Annotated in this window: 7 protein-coding genes; 1 reads left to right on the plus strand and 6 read right to left on the minus strand. The window is 70.7% G+C overall.

Going from position 1 to position 22,778, the window contains the following annotated elements; translation table 11 throughout:
- Positions 1 to 678: 678 nt before the first annotated feature.
- From ACH4ZX_RS37995 to ACH4ZX_RS38020, 6 genes are all read right to left on the minus strand, one after another.
- Positions 679 to 2,991, minus strand: coding sequence for a UvrD-helicase domain-containing protein (locus ACH4ZX_RS37995; RefSeq protein WP_398283106.1), 2,313 nt, complete (start codon positions 2,989 to 2,991; stop codon positions 679 to 681).
- A 102-nt stretch (positions 2,992 to 3,093) separates the two neighbouring features.
- Positions 3,094 to 9,900 (minus strand): DEAD/DEAH box helicase, encoded by a 6,807-nt coding sequence (locus ACH4ZX_RS38000; protein WP_398283108.1) that lies wholly within the window; start codon positions 9,898 to 9,900, stop codon positions 3,094 to 3,096.
- Positions 9,897 to 15,419, minus strand: coding sequence for a hypothetical protein (locus ACH4ZX_RS38005; protein ID WP_398283110.1), 5,523 nt, complete (start codon positions 15,417 to 15,419; stop codon positions 9,897 to 9,899). Before ACH4ZX_RS38005 ends, ACH4ZX_RS38000 begins: the two co-directional genes overlap by 4 nt.
- Positions 15,416 to 18,529, minus strand: a complete 3,114-nt coding sequence (locus tag ACH4ZX_RS38010) for a DEAD/DEAH box helicase (RefSeq protein ID WP_398283112.1) — start codon at positions 18,527 to 18,529, stop codon at positions 15,416 to 15,418. The genes ACH4ZX_RS38005 and ACH4ZX_RS38010 overlap by 4 nt, the downstream gene beginning before the upstream one ends.
- Positions 18,530 to 18,658: 129 nt before the next feature.
- Positions 18,659 to 19,882 carry a serine/threonine-protein kinase gene (locus ACH4ZX_RS38015; RefSeq protein ID WP_398283114.1) on the minus strand — a complete coding sequence of 408 codons (1,224 nt, stop codon included), beginning with the start codon at positions 19,880 to 19,882 and terminating at the stop codon, positions 18,659 to 18,661.
- Between the two features lie 219 nt (positions 19,883 to 20,101).
- Positions 20,102 to 20,299 (minus strand): DUF397 domain-containing protein, encoded by a 198-nt coding sequence (locus ACH4ZX_RS38020; RefSeq protein WP_398283116.1) that lies wholly within the window; start codon positions 20,297 to 20,299, stop codon positions 20,102 to 20,104.
- A gap of 194 nt (positions 20,300 to 20,493) precedes the next feature.
- Here ACH4ZX_RS38020 and ACH4ZX_RS38025 point away from each other — a divergent pair, with 194 nt between their 5' ends.
- Positions 20,494 to 22,587: a DUF262 domain-containing protein gene (locus ACH4ZX_RS38025; RefSeq protein WP_398283118.1), complete on the plus strand. Its 2,094-nt coding sequence runs from the start codon at positions 20,494 to 20,496 to the stop codon at positions 22,585 to 22,587.
- Positions 22,588 to 22,778: the final 191 nt, after the last annotated feature.

A 22,778-nucleotide genomic window follows, 5' to 3' on the forward strand; every position in this document is an offset into this window, starting at 1 on the left:
CGGACGACGGGGCCTGGACGGAGCTGCGGCTGCTGGGCCGGCACCTGCGGGGCGGGGGGGGGGGGGGGGGGGGGGGGGGGGGGGGGGGCCCCGCCCCCCCCCCCCCCCCCCCCCCCCCCCCCCCCCCCCCCCCCCCCCCCACGGCCGTGTCCAGCTCGTCAGCCACTCGCGCACGGTGGCCGGGTCGGTGGTCGACGGGCACAGCGCCCACCGCGCGGTGAGCCTGCGCTCGGCGAAGAGGTGTTCCAATGCGGCCCTGCGGCGCCGGTACGGCCAGTCGGTGATGTCGGCGCCCGCCAGCCGCAACACGCCGAAGGCCACGTAGTGCGCGGCCATTGCTCGGCGAGCCGGGCCGCGCCGGCGAGCGCGTGCGGAGGGACCAACAGTCGGCCGTGTCCGTACGGCACGCGGTCATGACCATGAACACCACCAGGAAACCCACTGCAGTCGCCGCGGCAGAAGAGTTCACCTCACCGGCGTCGTCGCCGAAGCGGCTCCGGTCGGCCCCTCCCGCACGCCGGCCCCACCTCGAGTGTTGTCGACCCTGCGGTGAGGCCGGGATCGAGGGCCCGGTCGTCTTGAGAGGATCGAGCCTCTACCGACCCCCGCACAATTCAGTGGGCCGCGTTTCGTGCGCTCCGGCGTCGGACGCGGCCCGCTCCGGAGCCGAGAGGCGGTTCAGACCGGCAGGTAAGGGCTCGGCCTGTCGTGCCAGCTGATGCGGAGCGCGTCGCGGGCGCGGGTCGCGGCCACGAAGAGGAGGGAGCGGGCTCTGAGTTCCTCGCGGGCGCAGCGGCGGGGGTCGGTGGTGCGGTAGCGCTCGAGGATCTCCGTGCGGGGGATGACGCCGTCGCGGGCGCCGACGATGGCGAGCTTCTGGTACTCGAGGCCCTTGAAGCGGTGCATCGTGCCGACGTGCACTTCGCCGTCTCCCTTGGGGCCGTCCTTGGTGAGCTCGGCGACGGTGATTCCCGCCTTGGTGGCCAGGTGGAACATCACCTGGTTGACCATGTCCCGTTCCGCGACGCACACGGCGATGCTGCCGCGCGGGTCGCGGCGCGGGCCGGTGCCGCCGTTGCCGGTCGCGATCTCCTCGCGCCAGGCGGTCAGCGCTGTGGCGAGCCGGTCGAGTTCGTCGTCCCAGGAATCACAGCTGACCAGGTCGGGCGCGGGGCCGCGCAGGAGGGAACGGTAGCCGTCGAGGGTGTCGGTGCTGTCGTCGAGGTCGTCGTAGGCGAGATCCTTGCCGGTGAGGTCCACCACCCGCAGGGCTCGGGAGAGGATCTCCCTGGTGGTGCGGTAGCTGAGGGTGAGCCGGGAGGAGCGGCCCCGGATGTTGATGCCGACGGTGGAGAGGGTGACCTGCTGGTCGTAGATGCGCTGGTGGGTGTCGCCGGCGATGAACAGGTCGTCGGGCCCGGGGGCGACCATGGCGCGCAGCATCTTCCAGTGCGCGGCGCGCAGGTCCTGGGCCTCGTCGACGACGATGTGCCGGTAGCGGTGGTGGAGGAAGCGCATGCCGGAGCCGTCGTCGCGGTGGATGAGGTCCTTGCCGCCGACGGCCTCCTTGTGCTCCTGCCGGGCCCTGATCTTCGCGTCGCGCTCCGCCTCGAGGCGGGCGGCGCGTTCGGCGGCCTGGCCCCAGGTCTCCAGTCCCTCCTTGTCCAGGCGGGCCGTGAACTGCTCCAGGATCTTCCAGATCTGCGCGCGTTCGGGGCGGGTGACGGAACGGCCGCGGCCGGCGCGGCGTGCGTCGAAGTACGCCTTGCGGGTGCTGATGGACTGGCCGAGGATCACCTGGTCCCACTCCTCGAGGAGGAACTCGGCGTCCCAGCGGCGCTCGTCGAGTTCGAGCAGGAGCTGTCGCAGCACGGTGAGCGCGGTGCTGTCGTACACGCGCTGCCGGGCCGTGCCCTTGACGGCGTTCTCGCTGAGGACACGCGCGGCGAGCTGGTCGATATGGGCGATCTCCACGCGGGCGAGCAGCTCGGGCTCCATCAGCGAGGCGAGGCGGGCGCGCAGGTCGGTGGTGAGGTTCTTGGTGAACGTCGTCAGCAGGATGGGCCTGCCATGTCCGGGCGGCAGATGCTGCGCCAGGTGCCTGACCCGGTGCAGGGCGACGATCGTCTTGCCGGTGCCGGGACCGCCCGAGACGCGGGCCGGACCGCTGTAGGTGCGGTGGACGAGCTTGGCCTGGGTGGGGTGCAGAAAGACCTTCCAGGCGCGGAAGTCACCCTCTTCCAGGGCGGCCTGGATGTCGGCGTCGATGGTGGTGACGGTGGTGCGGGCGAGCGCGGCGCCGAGGTCCTGCGCGTAGTCCTGGCCGAGGTCGACCTTGACCGGGGCGGTGATCTCCTTGCGGACCTCGTCGAGCGGCATGCCGGCGGCGAGCCCGTACAGGATGTCCTTGGACAGCAGGGGCGCGCCCGCGACCATCTGGTCGAGCTCCTCGCTGCCGGTGACGGCGAGCGCGAGGTCGATGAGCTGGTCGGCGACGCCGAGGTCCCGCAGGTCGTCCGCGGTGATGCCGGTGAGTAGGGGCTCGGCGGCAGCCGGGGCGGATTCGGGCTCGAGCTCAGGTTCCGGGGCGGGCGCGGGCTCGGGTTCGGTAGGGGTGAGGGTGACGCCCGCGCGCCGCAGCACGCTCTCGCCCACCACGGAGAGGTCCACGAACTCGATCTCGCCGGTGATCCGGTTGATCGCGACCGAGAGTTCCTCGTAGACGTGCTTGCGGTGGCGCACCGCGATGACGAGCCAGTTCTCCTGGCCCTTGTCGTCGACACCGGCCCTGGCCAGCAGGGCGCGGTACGACTGGTCGATCTTGGCGCGGAAGACCCGGCCGTCGCCCTTGAGGGGCTTGAGGTCCAGGCCGGGGTGGTCCGGGTCCTCGCGGAAGCGGTGGCAGAAGTCGTAGAACCTGCCCTTGACCGAGCGGTCGAGCTTGTACAGCTCCTGTTCGGCCTTCTGATACAGGCTGAGCCGGGCGGTCATGGGATCAGTGCTGCCTTCCGTCGCCGGGGAGTCGTAGGAATTGCGGAGGCCGTAGGAGTCACGAAGGTCGTCACGACCGGGGAAGTCGTTCGTATCGGGTGCTCACGAGGCATCGGGGAGCCTTTCGACGAGCGCGTCGAGGTCGTCGAGCCAGCCGGCCGCCGTACGGGCCGTCCACCCCGCGTCGGCGTAGGCCTTGTCGCGGCGCAGGGCCTCCTCGTCGTCCTCGCCGTGCGGTACGGCGACGACGGCCACCCGTATGCCGGAGTCCTGCCAGGCGAAGTCGGCCGGCCAGCCGCGTTCGCCGAGTTCGAAGCCGAAGACGGGGGCCCGCTTGCCGTGTTCGGCGAGCGCGCGGGCGAGCCGGGTGAGTGCCGAGTCCGGCTCGTCCTCCTCGAGCAGGGGAAGGATCTCCTCGTCCCAGGCGGCGTCGCGCAGCAGCCGGGCGACGGCCCGCTCGGCCGCCGAGCCACCGGCCTCCGCCTCGGCGACCGCGCTTGCGCCGGTGGGCGGCGCCTCCCGCGCCACCGCCGCCTGCGCCGTCGGTGCCTCCCGCGGCCGGTGCACGGCGATGAGGGAGTCGAGTTCGCCGATGCCGCCGGTGACGGCCAGCACGTCGACCGGGAAGGCGGCCGCGCGGCTGCCGGCCAGTTGGACACCGTCCCCGCCGGCGAACGCGAGGAACTGCAGCAGGTTCGACCAATAGAGCCAGGCCCGCCAGCGCAGCTTGTGCGCGTCGGTGCCCAGGACCTCGTCACGGTCGTCCAGCACGGCCAGCGCGCTCCACCGCACCGCGTGCGGATCCTCGCCGTCGCTGGCGTCGACGGTGAAGAGGAGCGGGAGCCCGTACGCGTCGCTCGCCCGGAGCACCAGAACGGCTCCGTCGCCCGTGACCGGTTCCCCGGACGGCTCGAGCCCCGCGCCGTACGTGTCGAGCGCCGATCGCAGTGCCTGGCGTGTCTGGGGGCGGTCCGCCTGCATGGCCAGGGCGGCGGGCTCGGCCATGAGGCCGGCCACCAGGGCCCTGGCGCGGCGCCCCCACCGCTCCTTTGCCGGGTCGCGCAAGTAGGCGAGGAGCGCCTCGACGGGGTTGGCGAACACGGCCTGTGCGAAGTCGGCGCGCGCGCCGCCCATCTCCTCGTACCAGTCCTTGGCCGCGTCCTGCGCGCTGCGCGGGTATGGCGGCCAGACCGGCTCGGCCTTCGCGGCCTCGCCCTTCTCGAACAGCTCCAGGTCGTCCCAGGTGAGCTGGAAGACGACGTGGTTCCTGTCCCGCAGCCGGTTGCGTTTGTCGCAGTCCGCGGCGATCCGGTTGTGCGCGCGGGTGGCGTGGTAGCGGTGGCCGTCGAGGTAGACGGTGACGTACTCCTTGGGACCGTCCGTGGACTCGAAGGTGAAGTCGGTCCGGGTGTACTCCATGTCCCGCTGCGCGGTGAGCCGCCAGTTGGTGCCCTGGCCGAAGCGCAGGTAGCCGCTGGCCGTGCTGCTCTCCTCCAGTACGGCGTCCCGCTCCTGGCCGGTCCAGGTGCGCAGGGCGGCCAGGAACCGGGCCTCCAGGTCGGACTCGACCTGCTTGTCCAGGCCGATCAAGTCTGTGCTGGGCAGATGGGCGACCTTCCACAGGTCGACGGGCCGCCCGTCCTCGCCGAGCACCGGCCCGCCGTCCTGGTCGACCGGGCCCAGCAGGTCGTTGATGATCCCCAGGGCCTCGAGACGCGAGACGGTGTCCTGGTGCCGCTCCTCGGTGTAGCGGTGCAGGCAGCGGTGGCACGCGAGCCGTCCCTCGTCCCGGCACGGGCACGTCAGCAGCGCCCGCCGCGCGTCGGCGAGCGCCGCCCGGAAGTGTGCCGGGTCGGTGAGCCGGTGCAGGTAGCCGGTGCCGCCCGGCAGGCGGTCGAAGAGCACCAGGAAGTGCCGGGTCTCACCGGTGCCGTGGTCGGGCATGCGCGCCAGCGTCGAGTCCAGGTGCTGCGGGTCACCGCCGAAGTGCTGGTCGACGCCCAGCCGCAGGGCCGCCCGGAAGGAGTGGATCTTCTCGTCGACCAGGACGGTGGCGGCCGGCAGCAGCACCCGCAGCGCCTCGGTGCGCAACTGGTGCGCCAGCAGCACCGGCTCCTGCGCCACCTCCTGCGGGTTCTTCCCCCGGCGCAGCGGGCACCACGGCTGGTGGTGCTTCAGCTTCGGGTTGCGCGCTGCCGCGGAGTCCAGGGCGTCGGTGTCGTGGTCGAAGACGGGCCGCCCGTCCGCGGTCGCCGCGCCGCAGCCCGTGCACACGTGGAACGGCGCCATCCGCACGCTGTGCCCGGCGAAGTCGTCCTCCGCCTTCGCGTCGAACCGCATCGGGCCGACGTTCACCCGCCGGACGACGGCCGTGCGGCAGAAGTCGATGCCGAACGTCTGCGTCTCGTGCCGCCAGGACGTCTTCGGCTCGATGTCCTCCTTCGCGATGTCGACCGCGTCGATCACCGTGTAGTACCGCTGCTCCCGGTCGTCCTTGTCGTCGCTGATCCGGGCGTCCTCCCGCTTGTCCCGGGAGGTGACGACGGCGGGCTCGACGACCTTGTGCAGGCAGGAGCCGTCGTCCGCGATCCGGGCACTGTCACAGCGCGGGCACGGCGAGCGGTCGGCCTCGGCGTCTTCCGTGCGCACGTATCCGCACTCCTGGCAGAACCGCCACAGCCGCCAGTCGGGATCGGTGGCGGTCCCGATCTCCAGGCCGGTGACCTGGTGCTTGTAGCCGTTGACGTAGAACGTGTTGCCCGGCGCGAACTCGGACAGCGCGTAGCGGCGGGGCCGCTCGTAGGCACGCGGCTTGGACTTGTACGTCTCCCGGCCGGTTTCCTCGTCGACGCCCTCCGGCCAGTAGAGCGTGGCGTTCAGTGTGGTCACCGCGTCGATGAGCGCGTAGTTCGGCAGCAGCCCGAGATCGCACAAGGCCTGCTGGGCCGTGGTGAGCCCGAGGGACAGCAGCCGTTTGCCGACCGACCGGTGCTCGGCGTCCAGTTCGGCCTTCTGGCGCGCCTGCTCGTCGTCGCTGTCGTGCAGTTCGTCGCGCGCCTCACCGATCAGCTTCAGCCGGCGGCGCAGCACCTCCTCGCCGCGCCGCCACTGGCGTTCGGCCTCCTCCGTCGCGCTGCGCAGCCCGCGGGTGGCGTACTCGCGCAGTTCGGCCCGGGCCCGGTCGCTCACCCCGCCGGGGAACAGCTCCAGGAAACCGTCGACCAGCTGATCGCCACTGGCGAGGGCTGCCTCGACCAAGTCGGCGAGGTAGCCGGAGGGGCCGAACAGCTCCGGGGCTCTGGCCGGTATCGCGGCCAGGGGCTTGCCGTCGGGGCGCGGCAGGCGCCCGCGCGCGGCCAGGTCCAGCAGATGGGCCAGGTACTGGCGGCGCAGAATCTCGATCGCCGACAGATGGCTGCCCGGCGGCACGATCCGCCCGGCGATCATCTCGCGCGGCTGGTCCAGGAAGTACAGGTCGCGGCGGCTGCGGTCGGGGATCGTCAGCAGGAACGCGTTGCCCGTCCGCCGTCCGGCCCGCCCCACCTGCTGGGCGTAGTTGGCGGGCCGGCGCGGCAGCGCGGCCAGCACGACGGCGGACAGGTCGCCGATGTCGATGCCCATCTCCAGAGTGGGCGTGCACGACAGCACGTTGGGGTCCTTGAACCCGCTGCCGTGCTTGAACGCCGCCTCGACTCGCTCCCGCTCCGGCCGGGTGAGCATCCCGGTGTGCTCGGCGGTGACGACCTGGTAGGTGCCCGCCTTGCGGTACAGCCGCCGGTAGTAGTCGTCCCGGTAGTTCCGGTCTCGGTGGTGCACGCCCAGTTCCTCCGGGCGGTTCCCGGCGACCAGCCGGCCCCGGCGGCAGCGGTACGACGGGCACGGCTGCCCGTGCCACTGGTCCAGCAACTCCGGGTGGACCGTCTGCTCCCAGAAGCAGACCGGGCAGCGCACGAACGCCTCGTTGACGACGTCGTCGGCGAGCAGCCGCACGTCGACCGATCCCGGCTGCAGCCCGTACACCCGCAGGCTGCTGTCGGCCGGGGTGCGAACCGACAGCAGCCCCGCCGTAACCAGCTCGGGCAGCATCCGGTTCCAGAAGCCGGCCGTCTGCTCGCGGGGCAGGTCGAGACAGCGCTGTGCCCAGCGCTCGTACCAGGACAGCCGCCCCGTCGCGAAGTCGAACTCGCTGTTGGCCTTGGGCTGGTCGAGGAGGAACACCGGGGCCGCGACACCCCGGGGGAAGGCGCGCATGCCCACCGGCCGTTTGCCCCAGATGAAGTAGCGGCTGGTCCCGGCCTCCTTCAGGTAGCCGTCCAGCCACTTGTGGCCGATCGCGCCCCTGGTGCGCAGCCGCTCCAGGAGGATCCGCAGGAAGGCGAGGTAGCGGGCGTCGTCCTGCTCGACGGGCGGCAGCCCGCCGCGCCGGCCCTCCTCGGCCAGGTGCGCGTCCTTCACGAGCGCGACCGCCGCGGCCACGTCCGCGATGCGCACCTGGGCCGCCGCCGTCCGGGTCAGCTCCAGGGTGCGGCCGTTGCGGGAGCGGAACCCGAACTCCATCAGCGCCTCGAACGCGAAACGCTCACCGATCAGGCGCCACGTCGGGAGGTCGCCGCCGCGTCCCTGGCCGGACAGCAGCCGCTGGACGCCCCGGATGTCGTGCAGGTCGGTCGGGACGACGGCGGCGAGCGTCGTACGGTCGGTGGTGGCCGCGACGACGTCCGCGATCAGGTCGTTGAGCGCGGTCGGACGCTCCTGAGACAGGTGCTTCTTGAACAGGGCGCGCAGGGAGAAGGTGTACGAGCGGGAGGCGACGAACCCGGCCCGGTGCGCGGCGTCCTGCACCGAGTCGTTGAACATCAGCGTCTTGTCCTCGCCCTGCTCCTCGTCCAGCTCACCCCCCGTGAACAACTGGGTGACCGAGGCCGCTGCGAGCGCGGCCGCGCCGGTGCCGAGGAAGCGGATCGCGTTGCGCGACCCGCACGCCGGACACCAGTCCTCCTCGGCCGCCGTGTTCGCCGTCTCGCCCAGGTTGACCAGGACGAAGGCGGAGTCGCCGGTGGCCGGGCGGGGGTTCCCGGAGCCGGGCTCGTAGTCCCTGACCGGGTCGGACAGCCGCAGTGTCCGGTTCGGCCCGTCCAGTACGCGCAGTTGTCCGCCCCGGCCGGCGGAGAGCGCGGAGACGGCCCGCCCGCCGTCCGTGCCGCGGCCGGCCGACGCCATCGGAGCGGCACCGGAGCCCTCGCGGGCCTCGGCATCCGTCGCCGCGATCAGGTTGCGCACCCGCATCTTGTCCTGGCTGACCGAGGCCCGCCGGATCTTGTGCGAGTCGACCTGGACGTGGGTGTCGTCCGTCTCCGGGGAGAACACCGCCCAGCCCGAACGCCCGCAGTCACGGCAGTAGACGGCGGGCAGGAACAGGTTCGCGGCCTGGCCCGCCGTCGCGGTGGTGACCGGCGCCGTCCGGGCGTGTCGGTCGCTCTGCCGGTCCGCCGCACCGGCCGCGTCCCACTGGAACTCCGCCTTCGGCCACGGCAGCACCCCGCGTACGAGGCGGGAGACCGAGCGGGCCCACTGGTGCACCTCCATCTGCACCAGGGGCCGCGGGTGCTCCGGCGTGGACTGCGGATCGCGGGCGACCGCCAGCAGCGCGACGAACCGGGCGAGGGCGGAGGCGGCGACCTCCGGCCGCTCGGTGATCGTCTTGCCCCACGACCGCGCGCCCCTGCGCCACATCAGGTCCAGCACTTCGCCGGTGGTCCGTACCTCGCCGTCGAGCGCCTGCATGACGGCGGAGGTGAGCGTCTGCCGCTTCAGGTTCCGGCCGAGCAGGAACGGGTCCGGGTCCCGGGTGCCGGTCACCGTCTCGACGAGATCGGCGAACTCCGCCTTCCCGAGGGACGGATCGGGCAGTAGCGCCAGTTCGTCGGGGGAGGGGTCCGGCAACGACGGGTCGAAGTCGTCCGGCGGAATGAACTCGTCGACGCTCTGCCGGTCCTCACCGATAATCGCGTCCTCGGTGAACCGGGCCCCGAAGACCTGGGTGGCGACGTCGAGGAGCTGACGCACCCCGTCCCCGTCCGTACCGGACGCGAGCGTCGCGGACGTGGCGACCGGGCAGATCCGCCCCAGCGGGTTCCCCGGCTCCGACGCCCCGACGGCGGCGGCCAGGCGCCGCAGCAGCATCGCCACGTCGGTGCCCTGGGCACCGTCGTAGGTGTGGAACTCGTCCACGACGACGTACCGGATGTCCGCGCCGTTCCACAGCGCGGCGTCCTGGGAGCGCTGGAGGAGCAGGTCCAGCATCTTGTAGTTCGTGATCAGGATGTCCGGCGGCGACACCCACATGTCGGAACGGCGGGTGTACACCCGGTCGTACGTCGTCTCCGCCCGGTCGCCGATGTACAGGCCGGCGCGGAGTTTGCCGAGGTCCGCGTCGTGCGTGCACAGCAGGTCGTTGATGCGCTGCGCCTGATCGGTGGCGAGCGCGTTCATCGGGTACAGGAACACGGCCTTGACGCCGTTGTGGCCCGCGTCGCGCTCGCGGGCGCAGTGGTCCAGGACCGGGTAGAGGAACGACTCCGTCTTGCCGGAGCCGGTGCCGGTCGTGACGAGCGTCGGCCGTGGGGTGCGGCCGCCGGCCGACGACAGCCGCTCGAACGCCCTGGCCTGGTGGGCGTACGGGGTCCAGTCGTCCGTCCGCCGCCAGTCCAGCAGCTCCTTCCAGGAGTCGCCGGCCCGCGTGAACGGTGTGCGTATCCGCAGGAACGGCCCCCGGAACATCCCGGACGTCTCGTCCCCGAGGAACCGGTGCAGCGACTCCCGGGCGCCCTCGTCGGTCAGCGCGTACGTCGTCGACAGGTACTGCAGCAGGCTCTCCTTGAGCCCCTGCGCCTCGAGCGTCGGCCTCACTGGTTGGGAACCTCCTGCTTCACCGGGTCCCACTCACCCCGGGCGATGGCCTCGTCCAGCCGCTTCTGGAAGTAGGCGTGCGCCTCGCGCATCTCCTTCTCCCGGTCGGCCTTGTGGAAGGGGGTGGTGTAGCCGTCGGGGACGGGGGCGTTGTCGGGGTCGGCGAGGTAGGCCTGGAACTGGCCCCAGGTCTCCTTGGTCTGCCGCTGACCGATGGTGCGGGCGTTGCCGGCGAGCTTCCACCCCTCGGCGTCGAACCAGGTCACAGCCTCGTACTTCTGCAGCACGGGGAAGCGGCCACGGTAGGCAGCGATCAGCGCGTCGGCGTCCATGCCGAGCCAGACGGCCACGAGGGCGTCGATCTCGACGAGGGCGGAGCGGCGAGCGCGTTCGGTGCGGAGGGGGGTGTCACGGTGCCAGTTGGGGGTGACGTCGTGGAGGGGCTGCAGGCCGGGCCAGGGGAGGGCCCAGGGGGCGTGGGTGGGCCAGGTGGGGTCGTACAGCTCCTTCCAGAGGTCGGCGTAGGCGGTGGTGAGGCAGTTGAGGCGGAGGGTGCGGAGGAGGAGGGCGGAGGCAAGGGGATGCTTGAGGGTGGGAGCGGGAGTGGCCTTGGCTCCCGATACGCGGAGGTCGCCACGTCCTGTAGCCCGCAGGAAGTAGTCCAGGGGCAGCGAGGCCCAGAATCCAGCCACCAGGGCGGTCAGCTGGAGGTCCGGCATCGCCAGGCTGTGCACCGCGTCGATGTGCGTCGTGCCTGGTGGTACCAGGGCTGCATAAAGAGCACGCTCGGTGTCGGGCGCGACTTGACGACGCCAAGCCAATCGGTGGAATGTTGCGTACCGCCTCCTCGCTCGCTCTGCGAGCACCGCATCGACTTTGGAAGGCTCAGCTTGCCCCAGAGGCACATGCTCGGCCCGAGCGACCTGCTGACGGGCGCGCTCTAGCGCCTTCTCGTTAGATCGAAGAGATGCAAGAGTGCGGTGATCGACCCACCGATCCTGGGCTGCCAAAAATTCTTGATTTCGTCCGTTTGCTCGCACATATTCGGTGTCTGCTACGAAGTCCAATGGGATCCGAACGAGGTCAGCCCCGTACGGGTCGTTGCTGTTGGCGTCGTGGCGCTTGAAAATAGGTGTTGCGACGCTGATCTGTGTTCCCTTGAGGATCACATGACGCCAGCGATCCGGCTCAAACTCCAGGCCAGTGGAAGGGTCAGGCCGGTTGTAGTCGATTAGGTTATCCTTCTTTGCTCCGCTTTCGTGATAGCCAGCGCTGATCTGCGGCGAGAGAGAGCCCAGTCGCAACGGATAGTCCGCCAGTGCGCCAATCGCACTGGCTTCCGCCGTGCTCAAGGGAAAAAGCAGGCGGGCTCGATTCACCGGCCCGCCTTCTTCGTCCAATAGACGCTGCCAGACGGTCAGCAGGTTCGTGTCAACGTGGACAACCCGCGACCGGTGTGGACGCTCGTCGAACTCGCCGTTGCGGTAACGGATGCCGGGCACCTCACCGCTGCCGTCATGCTCGGCAGAGAGGCGCAAGGTGTCTGCCGACACCAGCCAGGACAGGTGCTGGAATTCGATATCCTGCTGGCGCCCGTACACGTGCACGCCGAAGTGGCTGGACTCGCCCACTGGCTTTTGAAAGAAGCGATGCCCTGGGTTAAAGAAGTCGCCGTGTATGCGAAGTCGGCGGTAGGCGGCTTCTCTCAGTGTGCCTTCCTTTTCGCCGATGAAGTGACTGTCAGGGTGAACCAGCCCTGTCGTTCCCCATGCTGACGCGTGATCCCACACCTGGCACATAAAGGCGCGGTAGAGGTCTGGCTGGCTCCCCGAGATGAGCGGATATGTTTGCGAAGCCGCCAAATAGTTGGCGACCGTGGCTGTCGAAGTGACTTCCTGCAGCAGGTAGGCGGCTACCTCAGGCTTTGCGATTTCTGCCGCCCGGCGCTTGCTCTTCTCAGACGTCGGCGGCTTCTCCGTCAGCATGAACCACGGCTGGTGCTCTGCGAGTACAGGGCTCTCCTTCCACTCTGGCTGCACCCACGGAGGATTCCCCACCTGCAGATCGAACCCGCCCCCCTGGGCGAAGACCAGCGCGAAGTCCAGTTCCCAGTGCAGGAAGCCCTGTTCCTCGGCGATGTTGGTGACCGTGTGCATCCAGGGGAAGCGGATCTCCGGGTCCGCGAGGTCCATCCCCATCAGGTGGGGGAGGTTCTTCTCGAAGTCCTTGAGCGCGTCCAGGTTGTCGAACTCGGTGACCAGGTTCTGCTCGTCGGGGTCCACGGTGCCCAGGAGGGCCTCGAGAAAGTCCAGCCAGTCGTCCAGCTCGACCAGCGGAATGGTGTCCCGCCACGTCCGCTGCTTGGACTGCTTCGGCGCACCGCGCCTGGACTGGCCACTCGCCTCCACCGCCTGCAGGGCGATGAGCGGCTCGTCCTCCGCCGCTGCGGACACCAGCGTCTCCGGCGTCGGCCCCGACGCGAACAGCATGGTCTGCTCGGTGAAGCGCGGCTCCGGGACCGCCGCCGTCGTGCCCTCGCTGCTCTCGCCGCCCCCGTTCGCCGCCCCGCCGACCAGCGGCACCCCCAGCAGGTCACCGAGCGCGTTGGCCGAGGCCACCGCCAGCACCGTGTCGTCGTAGGCCCCGTCCGTGCCGTCCAGCAGGGACCCCTTGTCCGCCGGCCAGAACCACAACGCGCACCACGCGTCCATGACCTTCTTCAGGCGCCAATACGGCGTCTCGGTGGCCTCGAACAGGTCGGCCATGACCTGCTCCTTCGGCACCGCGCCCGCCGCCGTGCGCAGGAAGTCGTATTCGGGGTCGCCAGGCTCGGCGCCCCATACGTCGATCTTGCGGGCGATCGCCGCCTCGGAGAGCCGCATGCGCTTGATGACGAGCGTCCACAGGAACTCCGCCCGCTTGGCCGCGTCCCGCAGCCGCGTGAACTGGGAGGAGGCCTCACGCCTCGGCCTGCCCGCCTTGTCGAGCTTGGGCGTGCCGTCCTTGTTCAGGTGCGCGGTGCTGCGCTTCGGTCGCTGGAGGATGCCCTTCTTCCAGGCGGCCAGGCGCGCCACCTCGTCCTTGGCGAGTTCCTTGGCCTCCTTGGAGCCGGTCACGGCCGCCCACCCGGGGCTCGGCAGGAGGAACTGGTGGACCGCGTCGGCGGGCAGCGGCTGCGGCTCGCCGTCCTTGAGGAACGGCAGCGGGGTCGGCGCGAGCGTGTTCTTCGCCGCGAGCCAGGCCTTCGCCGGGGAGACGACGTCTTCGCCCGCGTACACCGCCCGCCGTCCGCCGATCAGCGAGTTGCCGCGCCGCAAGTGCAGTCCGAACCACGGGGCCCGCATCCCCGGGTGCATGGTGTTGAGCCAGAGGGAGACTTCCGCCAGCTCCACGCCCGTGGCGTTGAGGTCGACGCCGTACGCGTTGTGCAGGGCGACGTACGCCTTGACCTTCTGCTTCTCCGTCAGCGCGGACGAGGCAGGCAGGGAGACGCCCAGTTCGTCCTGGCGGCGGCGCAGGTACTCCTCGGCGACCTGGTTGATCGCCTCGTTGAGGAACGCGCCGGAGCCCAGCGCGGGCTCGCAGATCTTGTACTTCAGCAGCTCGGCCGCCCGCGTCCGGACGGTCTCGCCGTTCTCGTCGCGCTCCTGGTCGAGGAGGTGCTTGAGCGCCAGCTCGACGGTCACCTTGGTCAGCGACTCGGGGGTGTAGTACGAGGCGGAGGTCTCGCGGTCGCGGCCGGCCAGCCGGTAGACGAACTCTCCCACCTTGTACTTCTTCGGCCCGCGCAGGCCCTTCACCGCGTCGTGCTCGTCGTACAGGACCCAGGTCTTCTCCGGATACTCCATCCGGCGGTGCGCGGGCACCAGCCAGGAGCCCTTCTCCGGGTCACCGCCCTTGGCGACCTCGCACAGCTCCTCCTCGGCGATGATGCCGGTGTACGACATCAGGCCCTCGTACACGGCGCCGAGCTGGTTGATGCCGAGGTTGCGGTAGGAGATGAAACCGCCGCGCTCCCCGCGCCGCTTGGCCTTCTTCATGGTCAGCAGCCGCAGCACCTCGTGCAGGGCACTGTTGCGCAGCCGCAGGTCCAGCCACTTCGGCTCGGTCTCCTCGTCGCTGCGGGGGTCGAGGACGCCCCGGCCGATCAGCCGGATGGACTTCGGCTCGAAGAGTTCGCTGCGCAGCGGCTCGAAGCGCAGGCCGCGGTCCTCGCTGCGCCGCTTGGCCTTGAGCTTGCGGGTTTCCTCGTCGTCGTCCGGGAGGTCGTCGTCGGGCTCGGTGCCGTACGGGCGGTGGCCGTGGTTGACCTTGTTGAACAGGACGTCGAGGGAGGCGAAGAGATGGTGGCCGTTCTTCGCCTCCTCCTCGACGAGCTGCTCGTCGCGCTCGACGAGCTCCCGCAGCCGTGCCACCGAGTACCCGGCCTCGTAGGTGCCGTCGTCGGCGGGCAGGATGCCCAGCTCCGGGCGGGCCTCGGCGTAGAGCAGGAACAGAATGCGGTAGAGGTAGCGCAGCGACTCGCGGGTGAGTTCCTTGGCGAACGGCAGCTTCGGGTCCTCGATCTGCCGGGGCTCGACGCCGGCCTCCTTCAGCCGGGCGAGGACCTCGTTGGCGATGATCTCGACCGAGCGCTGCAGTCCCTCGCGCAGCTCCCCGGAGACGCCGACCGCGTTGTCGCGGGAGGCCTTGACCAGGGCGTCGATGCCCGGCCCCTTGCCGTCCTCGGCGGGGGCGAGCAGCTCGTGGCTGAACAGGGCGGCGATGGTGGCCAGTTCGCCGCCCTGCTTGCGGTCGTTGCGTTCCAGCGCGGCGTCCAGGTTGGCGGCGAGGAAGCGGCCCTCCCCCCACACCTGGCGGTCGGCCAGGACGATCACGCCGCCGCACAGCAGGAGCACGAAGCGAGGTGGCTCCCCGCCCGGCTCGCCCAGTTCGCTCTGGAAGAGCCAGGTGGCGAGGGACTGGCCGCTCTCGTAGACCTCGCTGCCGCTCACCCGCAGCGGGTGCGGCAGGCGGCCGGGGCCGTCCGCGTCCAGGGCCGTGTCGTTGCCGGCGGCCCAGCCGCACTCGAGGGCCACGATGCCGTCGCCGTGCCAGGCCGTGGTCACGGTGTGCTCGCGCCCGGCGCGGTGGACGGTCAGCCGGCGCCGCTCGGGGGCGCCGGCGAAGCCGAGGGCCGCCAGTACCTTGTCGTGCCAGGCGCTGAGCCGCTCGCGCCAGTCGCCGTCGTTGTAGGTGTTGAGGCGGGCTCCGGCGGCGGCGCTGTTCTCATCGGCATCGTCCTCGGCGTCCAGCTTGGCGCGTTCGGCGAAGAAGTTGCGGTACTCCTCCGAGAGGTACGTGCCGCGCAGGGCGCGCAGCATCTCCCTCGGTGTGGGACGCGGGTCCTTCTCGTCGGTCTCCCGGACCGTCCAGGTGGCGAGAAGGCCCTTCTTGAGGTCCTGGCCCAGTTGCTCGGCGAAGTAGTGGGCGGACAGGTACTCGCCGCGGTTGGAGAAGGAGTCGAAGTCGGTGCTCATCGGGTGGTCTCCCCAGCGGCGGCGGTGGACAGGGGCTGCAGGACGCAGAGCAGACGCAGCATGGGCGCCCCCGAGGTCTTCAGCGACTTGATGAGAGTCTTGCGGCGGCTCGCCGTGAGGTTCACGTCGTTGCGGTCCTTCGCCGTGCGGGCCGAGGCGAGCAGGGCGTCCTGCTGCCACCGCGTCACACGCTTCTCGTACGGGGCGAGCATGTCGTCGATCCGCCGCGCGTACTCGGCCTCCCGCGCGCGCAGGTACCGCGTGGCCTCGTCGACCGCCTGGGGGACGAGCCGCTGCAGTGCCTCGCGCTCCTCCTCGGACACGGCGCGGCCGGGCATCTTCGGTCCGACACCGCACGCGGCGAGGAAGGCGGCGTCCATGCGCACGACCCGGGGCGCGTCGGGCAGCCCGACGACGGCCATCCACTCCACCACGGTGGGGCGGCCCACGGCGTTGGAATGGATGCCCTGCACCAGACAGACCGGCCCGGTCAGCTCCGCCGGCAGGCGCGGGTCCAGCTTGGCCGCCGCGACGGAGTCGGCGCTGTACGCGAGGACGAACGCCTCGTCGTGCCGCAGGGACGCGAGCGCCTTGTCGGTCACCCAGTCCAGGACGGGATGCACGTCCGAGACGTAACTGACGTTGGGCCACTGGGTCTTGGACGACTCGCGGGCCGCCCTCAGCCGCTTCTCCCCGAGCCCCTTGTCGAAGGTGATGCGCAGCCGCCCGGGAGCCTTGCTCGTGGGCAGGATGTGCTGCTCGGTCAGGTACGACTTGGGCAGCGCCTTGAAGCGGTACTGCAGGTCGGCCGGCGGCTCGAACGCGAGAGTGCCGTCGTCCTCGTGGCGCAGCTTCAGCTCGTTGTCCGGCCCCGTCGGGCAGATCTGGCGCAGCGCCTCCTCGAAGTAGGCGGAGGTCGAGCGGAACACGCTCGGGACGGTCGCGGACGCCACTTCGTCCTGGGCCGACCTGGACCCGATGTTGCCCATCATCTTCCTGAGCAGCGACGAGGAGCCGCCGCTGGACTGTTTGATGGACTCCTCCACAGTGCGGCCGGCGAGCAGGTCCCGCGTGAGGCGGTTCTCCTCCTCCTGCGCCCGGTACAGACCGGTCACCGCCTCGGCCGAGCCGTCGATCCGGTGCGCCTCCTCCTCGCGTGCGAGGAGCTTGGCGCCGACCAGCCGGTCGTCGAGCGGCAGGGCCTCCCCGGTCTCCGGAGCACGCCGCCACTCCACGTCACTGGTGAGGACCAGGGCACGGAACTGCGGCTTCTCCTTCTGCCCGTAGCGGTCGATGCGGCCGTTGCGCTGCTCGATGCGGATCAGCGACCAGGGCAGGTCGTAGTGGATGAGCTGGTGGCACTCCTGGTGGAGGTTGACGCCCTCGGAGGCGACGTCGCCCGTGAGGAGGATGCGCACGGGGTCGTCGCGCAGCCCGAACTTCTCGACGATCCGCTTCTGCTCGTCCTCGTTGGTGGCCTCGCCGTGCATCACCTGCACCGCCCCGCCGTACGCCAGCCAGGGCCGGTCCTTCTTCTCACCCGCCTCGACGGTGCCGCTCTTCTGGAACCCGAGCCGGGCCGGAACTGCCTCGGCCAGCCAGGTCAGCGTGGGGATGCGCTCGGAGAAGATGACGACGCGGGTGTCCGACCCCGGGCCGACACCGATCTTCTTGAGCTGCTCGACCAGCGCGTCCAGCTTCGCGGAGTCCTCGTCCCCGAGCTCGCCGGCCAGCCGCTCCAGTTCCACGATCGCCTCGCGCTCGACCTTGAGCGCGGCCTCGCGGGCGGCTGGGTCCTCGCCCTTCTTCCCTTTCGCGGGGCCCGCCAGGTAGCGGCGTCGCGCCTCCAGCGACTTCTGGAGCGCCTTGTGGGAGGAGAGGAAGGCCTTGAGGAAGTTGTAGGCGGCGAGCGGGTCGGCGCAGACCGAGGAAGCGGCGGGATCACGCGGGATCCAGCGGGCGGCCAGTTCCTCGAAGACCGCGCGCTCCTTCTCGGTGGCCTGCGCGGGGACCGGCTCGGACGGGCCGCGGTCGGCCCACACGCCCTTGAGGGAGTCCCGCACCTCCTTGTCCGTCTTGGTGCGCCGGATGTAGAGGTGGTCGAGGTCCTTCACGTCGTAGTCCGACGGGTTCGCGATCGCCGCCTCGTCCAGCATCCCGATCAGCTCGGCGAACGACCCGGCGTCGCCGTTGTGCGGAGTCGCCGAGGCGAGGATCAGCGCGTCGGTGCGGCGGGCCAGCAGGCGGGCGAGGTCGTTGTTCTTCGTGCCGCGGTTGACCAGGTTGTGCGACTCGTCGATCACGACCGCGTCCCACTCGGTGGAGTCCAGGTGGTGGGCGTACACATCGCTCTTGAGCGTGTCCACGGAGATGATCGCCCGCTTGAAGTAGGCGAACGGGTTCCGCCCGGCGGGGATGTCCTGCTGGATGCGCTGGATGCCCGTGGAGTCGAGCCTGACGAGGGGGATCGAGAACCGGGTCCACAGTTCGCGCTGGAACTGCTCCAGGACGTGCGCGGGTGTGACGACGAGAATCCGCTCGCCCCGCCCGCGGCGGATCAGCTCGGCCAGCAGGATGCCGATCTCCAGCGTCTTGCCCAGCCCCACCACGTCGGCGATGAGGACCCGGGGCTGCGGGTTCTTCATGGAGAGGGCGAGCTCCGCCGGCCGCAACTGGTGCGTCTGGCGGTCCATGAGGAAACCGTCGGCCAGCGCGAGCCCGTGCTCGGTCTGGGGCAGCGCCGTCTTGCGGATCACCGCCTCCAGGTAGAGGCGGGCCTTGCGGTGGTTGGGGGAGCCGTCGGGGACCAGTTCGGTCTTCCGCGGGTCGAGCACCTGGATGTCGTCGAGCAGGCTGTAGAAGACGGCGTCGGTTCCCCGCACGAACGAGGAGACGCCGGTGACCTCCACCATCCAGCCGTCCCGCGCCGTGGGCGCGACCTTGCGGACGAGCCACTGCTCGTCACGGATGCGGACCTGGGCCCCCGGCGCGTAGGAGACCGCCCCGCCGGCCGGCCGTGCCACGTCCCCCGACGCGTCGAGGGCGAGTCCGTCCTCGCTCACCACCTCGAGCACGCCCTGGCCGTCACCGGCCCCCGCAACGGTGGTCACGTCCTGCTCCACTTCCCGCCCCGATCTTCCTGGACCGCCGCCGTCGTGCACGGTCCGTCCGTATCAATGCTGCCTACATGTACCGCGTGCCACGGACACCGCCCCCACGGCGTCACCAGCAGGCCGGCCTCAGAGGCCGGGCTGCGCGGCGTACCGGCTCCGCAGTTCCTCGGCCACGCGCAGCGACGCGGGCGGCCGTCCCGGCCTGCGGGGTACGGGCACGGGCGCCTCGGCCGCCGGGGCGGAGGGCGCCGTGCTGCCCGCCGGTGAGTCGGGCGACTCCTCGACTCCGACGGTCCCGGCGGCGTTCTCCGTGTCTCCCCCGTCTCCTCCGTCTTCCGCGCCCGCCGTGACCGGGTCCGGTGCGGCCGGTGGGGGACCGTCCAGAGGGCTGTCCGGCTCGTCCTCACCGAGCTCGACCGCCTGCGCGGCCATTCGCCTCCACACCGCCGAGGGTGGCTCGTTCCCGGGAGCCGGCTCCTCCACGTCCGTCGCGGTGGCGTCGATGAGGGCGTGCCGTGCCGCCATGGGAGACAGCCCCGCCTCGGACAGCACGCTCGTGCATCCGGCCATCACCGCATCGAGGGAAGGCCGGTCGGCCGGGTCGTGGGCCAGCATGGAGCCGATCAGCGGCTCCAGGATCTGGGGGAGGCCGCTCAGGTCCGGAGCCTGGTCGGCGTTGGCGACCTGCCCGACGATCGCCTCCCAGCGCGCCCCGTCATAGGGGTAGTGCCCCGTGGCCGCGTACAGCAGCACCGTGCCGAGGCCGTACACATCGGCGGACTCCTTGACCTTTGTCCGCCCCTGAGCCTGCTCTGGCGGCATGCAGCGCACGGTGCCGATGATCATTCCGCTGTGGGACAGCGTGTCCTTGGCGGTATCGAGGAACGCACCGAGGCCGAAGTCGATCAGGATCGGGCCGTAGGTCCCGAGCATGACGTTCTGCGGCTTCAGGTCCCGGTGGAGCAGCCCCACCGCGTGCACGGCCTGGAGCCCCTCCGCCAGCAGGGCGCCGAGGCTGGCCGCCAGTGGAGCGGACAACGGGCCGTTCCCGTCCACGTACGACAGCAGCGTCTGGCCGGGCACGTACTCCATGGCCAGCCACGGCCGTTCCGCGTAGGGGTCGGCGTCCAGGAAACGGGCGACTCGGTTCGTCCCCACGACGGTCCTGGCGATGAGCGCTTCCTTCTCGAAGCGCGCACGCGCGACCGGGTCCAGCCGGTCCGAGCGGATCAGCTTCACCGCGACCGGATCGCCGGCGGGCGAGAAAGCCAGGTAGACCTCGCCCATTCCCCCCGAGCCCAGCTCCCGCTCGACCACGTACCGGCCGATCTGTCCGGGCACCCCGTTCATGAACCGTGCGTATCCTCTCGCCCGCCGCGCATCCCCCGAGCGGCCTCCACCGGACCCACACCCTAGTCCCACGGCTGAACCGGCGGGCCCCCCATCCCGTCCTTCAACGGGCGAAAAGGTCGTCGTCGGCCGCCGGTGGCGGGTACCGGAGGGTTCCGCCGGCGCCGCCGGGGAGGAACTGGACCGCGAGGCCGGGTGTTGTGGCCTCGGGCGGACGGATCAGATCCGGCCCCGCTCCAGACCCGGGACGAAACCGGACCATGCGCTCCGGGGGAAGGCGAGCTGGAGTCCGCCGCGTTCCTTGGAATCCCACTTCTCGATGAGGCGCAGGGACTCGCGTGGGTTGAGCGCCTGTCCTCGGATGCTGCCATGCTTCGCGGCCAGGACGCGTAGCTCCCCGCGTTCCTCGACCGGCACTGGGCCATCGGCGCCGTCAGAAGGCGTCGTCACGGCCCTGCGGGGAGCGGTCTCGCTCGGTAGGATCTTGACGGCCTTTCAGGCCTGAGCAAAGGGAGCAGCGGGAGTCAGGCAGGGGTGCATCCGGCCGTTCTCCGCTGAGTGCTTGACCCGGTCGGCGGGGCAGGCGGGGAGACGAGAGACGGGGAGCAGCGGTGGATGCGGCATCGATGACGCTGCGCGGACTGTTCGGACCGGACCAGCGTCTTGTCGTACCGGTCTTCCAGAGGCCGTACGTTTGGACCGAGGACAGGAACTGGCGTCCGCTGTGGGAGGACGTCACCGCTCTGGTCCGACGGAGGCTGGCGGGGGACGAGGTCCATCCGCACTTCCTCGGCGCCGTGGTGCTGGATCAGATGCCGACCCCCACGGGGGCGATGCCCGCCCGGCAGGTCATCGACGGCCAGCAACGGCTGACGACGCTGCAGGTCCTCCTCGCGGCGATCCGCGACGTGGCGAGGGAACTCGACGTCGACGCCAGGTACGTGCGCGCGCTCGCCAAGCTCACCGCCAACGACGACGACATGGCCGACGACCCGCACGCCCTCTACAAGGTGTGGCCCACCCACATCGACCGCGCGTCCTTCCGCGACATCGTGGATGGCCGGCTGCGACGGGCCGCCGATGTCGCGGCCCCTGCCGCTCCGGGCGCCTCGACGATCGTCCGGGCGTACTGGTTCTTCCGCGACCGCACCGTCGAGTGGGCACAGGAGCTGACGTACGAGAGCACGGTAGACGAGGGCTTCGACGCCCTGGTGCGCGTGGTGCGCGACAAGTTCGAGCTCGTCGTCATCGACCTCAAGCCCGAGGACAACGCCCAGGTCATCTTCGAAGCGCTCAACGACCGTGGCACTCCGCTGCAGGCCTCCGACCTCGTCAAGAACCTCGTCTTCCAGAAGGCGGAGGAACAGAGGCTCCCGGTGGAGGAGCTCTACCGGGACGTGTGGGCCCCGCTGGAGACGCCCGACTGGCGCAAGGAGGTGCGGCAGGGAAGGCTGAAGCGCCCTCGGCTGGATGTCTTCCTCACGCAGTATCTGACCTGCGAGCTCGCCGAGGAGGTGCTGGCTCCCGAGTTGTTCCTGACCTTCCGCAGGTACGTCGCGGACTCCGGGATGCCCCTGGTCGACCTGATGCGGCGCATGGTGGACCGGGCAGGCGCCTACCGGCGGCTGACGGCTGAGGAGCAGCCTGCCACTCCGGAGGGCCGGGTCCTGCGCACCATCGGCGTGCTGGACGCCAACACCGCTCTGCCCGTGCTGCTGTGGCTGGTCACCCGCTTCGACGAGGACGACCGGGCCGATGCGATGAGGGCCCTGGACTCCTACCTGGTGCGCCGCACGGTCTGCCGCCTGACGACGAAGAACTACAACCGGCTCTTCCTGGAGCTGCTCAAGGAACTGAAGGCCAAGGACGACCCGGCGGTGGTGACCGACTTCCTGCTGCGGCAGGACGCCGACTCCGGCTACTGGCCCCGCGATCACGACATCCGGTACGTCTTCCGCTCGCAACCGTTGTACAAGCACCTCACCCGCGCTCGGTTGCGGATGGTGCTGGCCGAGCTGGAGGCCACGCTGTACTCGGGCAAGACCGAGCGGATCGTCCATGACGGGGAACTGACGATCGAGCACCTGCTTCCCCAGTCCTGGGAGGCACACTGGCCGCTTCCCGACGACGCGGGCCGCGAGACCGTGGAGGCTCATCAGCGCCGGGAGGCACTCGTCCATACCCTGGGGAACCTGACCCTGCTCACCGGCAAGCTCAACCCGGCGGTCTCCAACGGCCCCTGGGAGCGCAAGCGCGCCGAGATCCTCCAGCACAGCGCGCTGTCCCTGAACCGTTCTCTGGCCGCGCGGTGGGACGAGGACACCATCCTGGCCCGGGCGGACCATCTGACGGAGGCGTTCTGCAGGCGCTGGCAGCGCCCGGAGGGAGGCGCGCCCGCTCTTCCGGTCGCACCTCTCTCGGCCTCCGGACCGGCGGCACGGACGAGCACACCCGCCGACAGGCCGGCGATGGTCAAGGTGCCCCAGGCCCGCCGTGACGTCGCCCTCCACATGCGCGAGGCCTTCGCGGGTCTCCCGGTCGGGCACGTCCTGACGGTCGCGCAGATCGTGGCAGCTCGCACCAGTCAGTACGAGGCCGGTGAGATCAGCTCCGGCGCGGTGACCGCCAGACTCCGCAGCGACAACGTGCCCGGCATACGGGCCGTTCCCGGCTCCAGTCCGCTGTCCGCCCGCAAGATCATCTGACCCGCCACCGTGGCGGAGCGAGTAACCGTCAGACGGCTTCACGTGGGCAGCTGCGGAGAACGTCAAGCCCTCCGCAGCCACTGATCGAGGACGGCGAAGTCCTGTGATCACTCTGCCTGGCCTGCCAGGAGGCGGACGCATGGTCGGAGCTGGGCGCCGAGCAGGAGGCCCTGGCCGCACTCGGCCGTGCC

Source organism: Streptomyces sp. NPDC020490 (genome assembly GCF_044335305.1).
Lineage (GTDB): Bacteria > Actinomycetota > Actinomycetes > Streptomycetales > Streptomycetaceae > Streptomyces.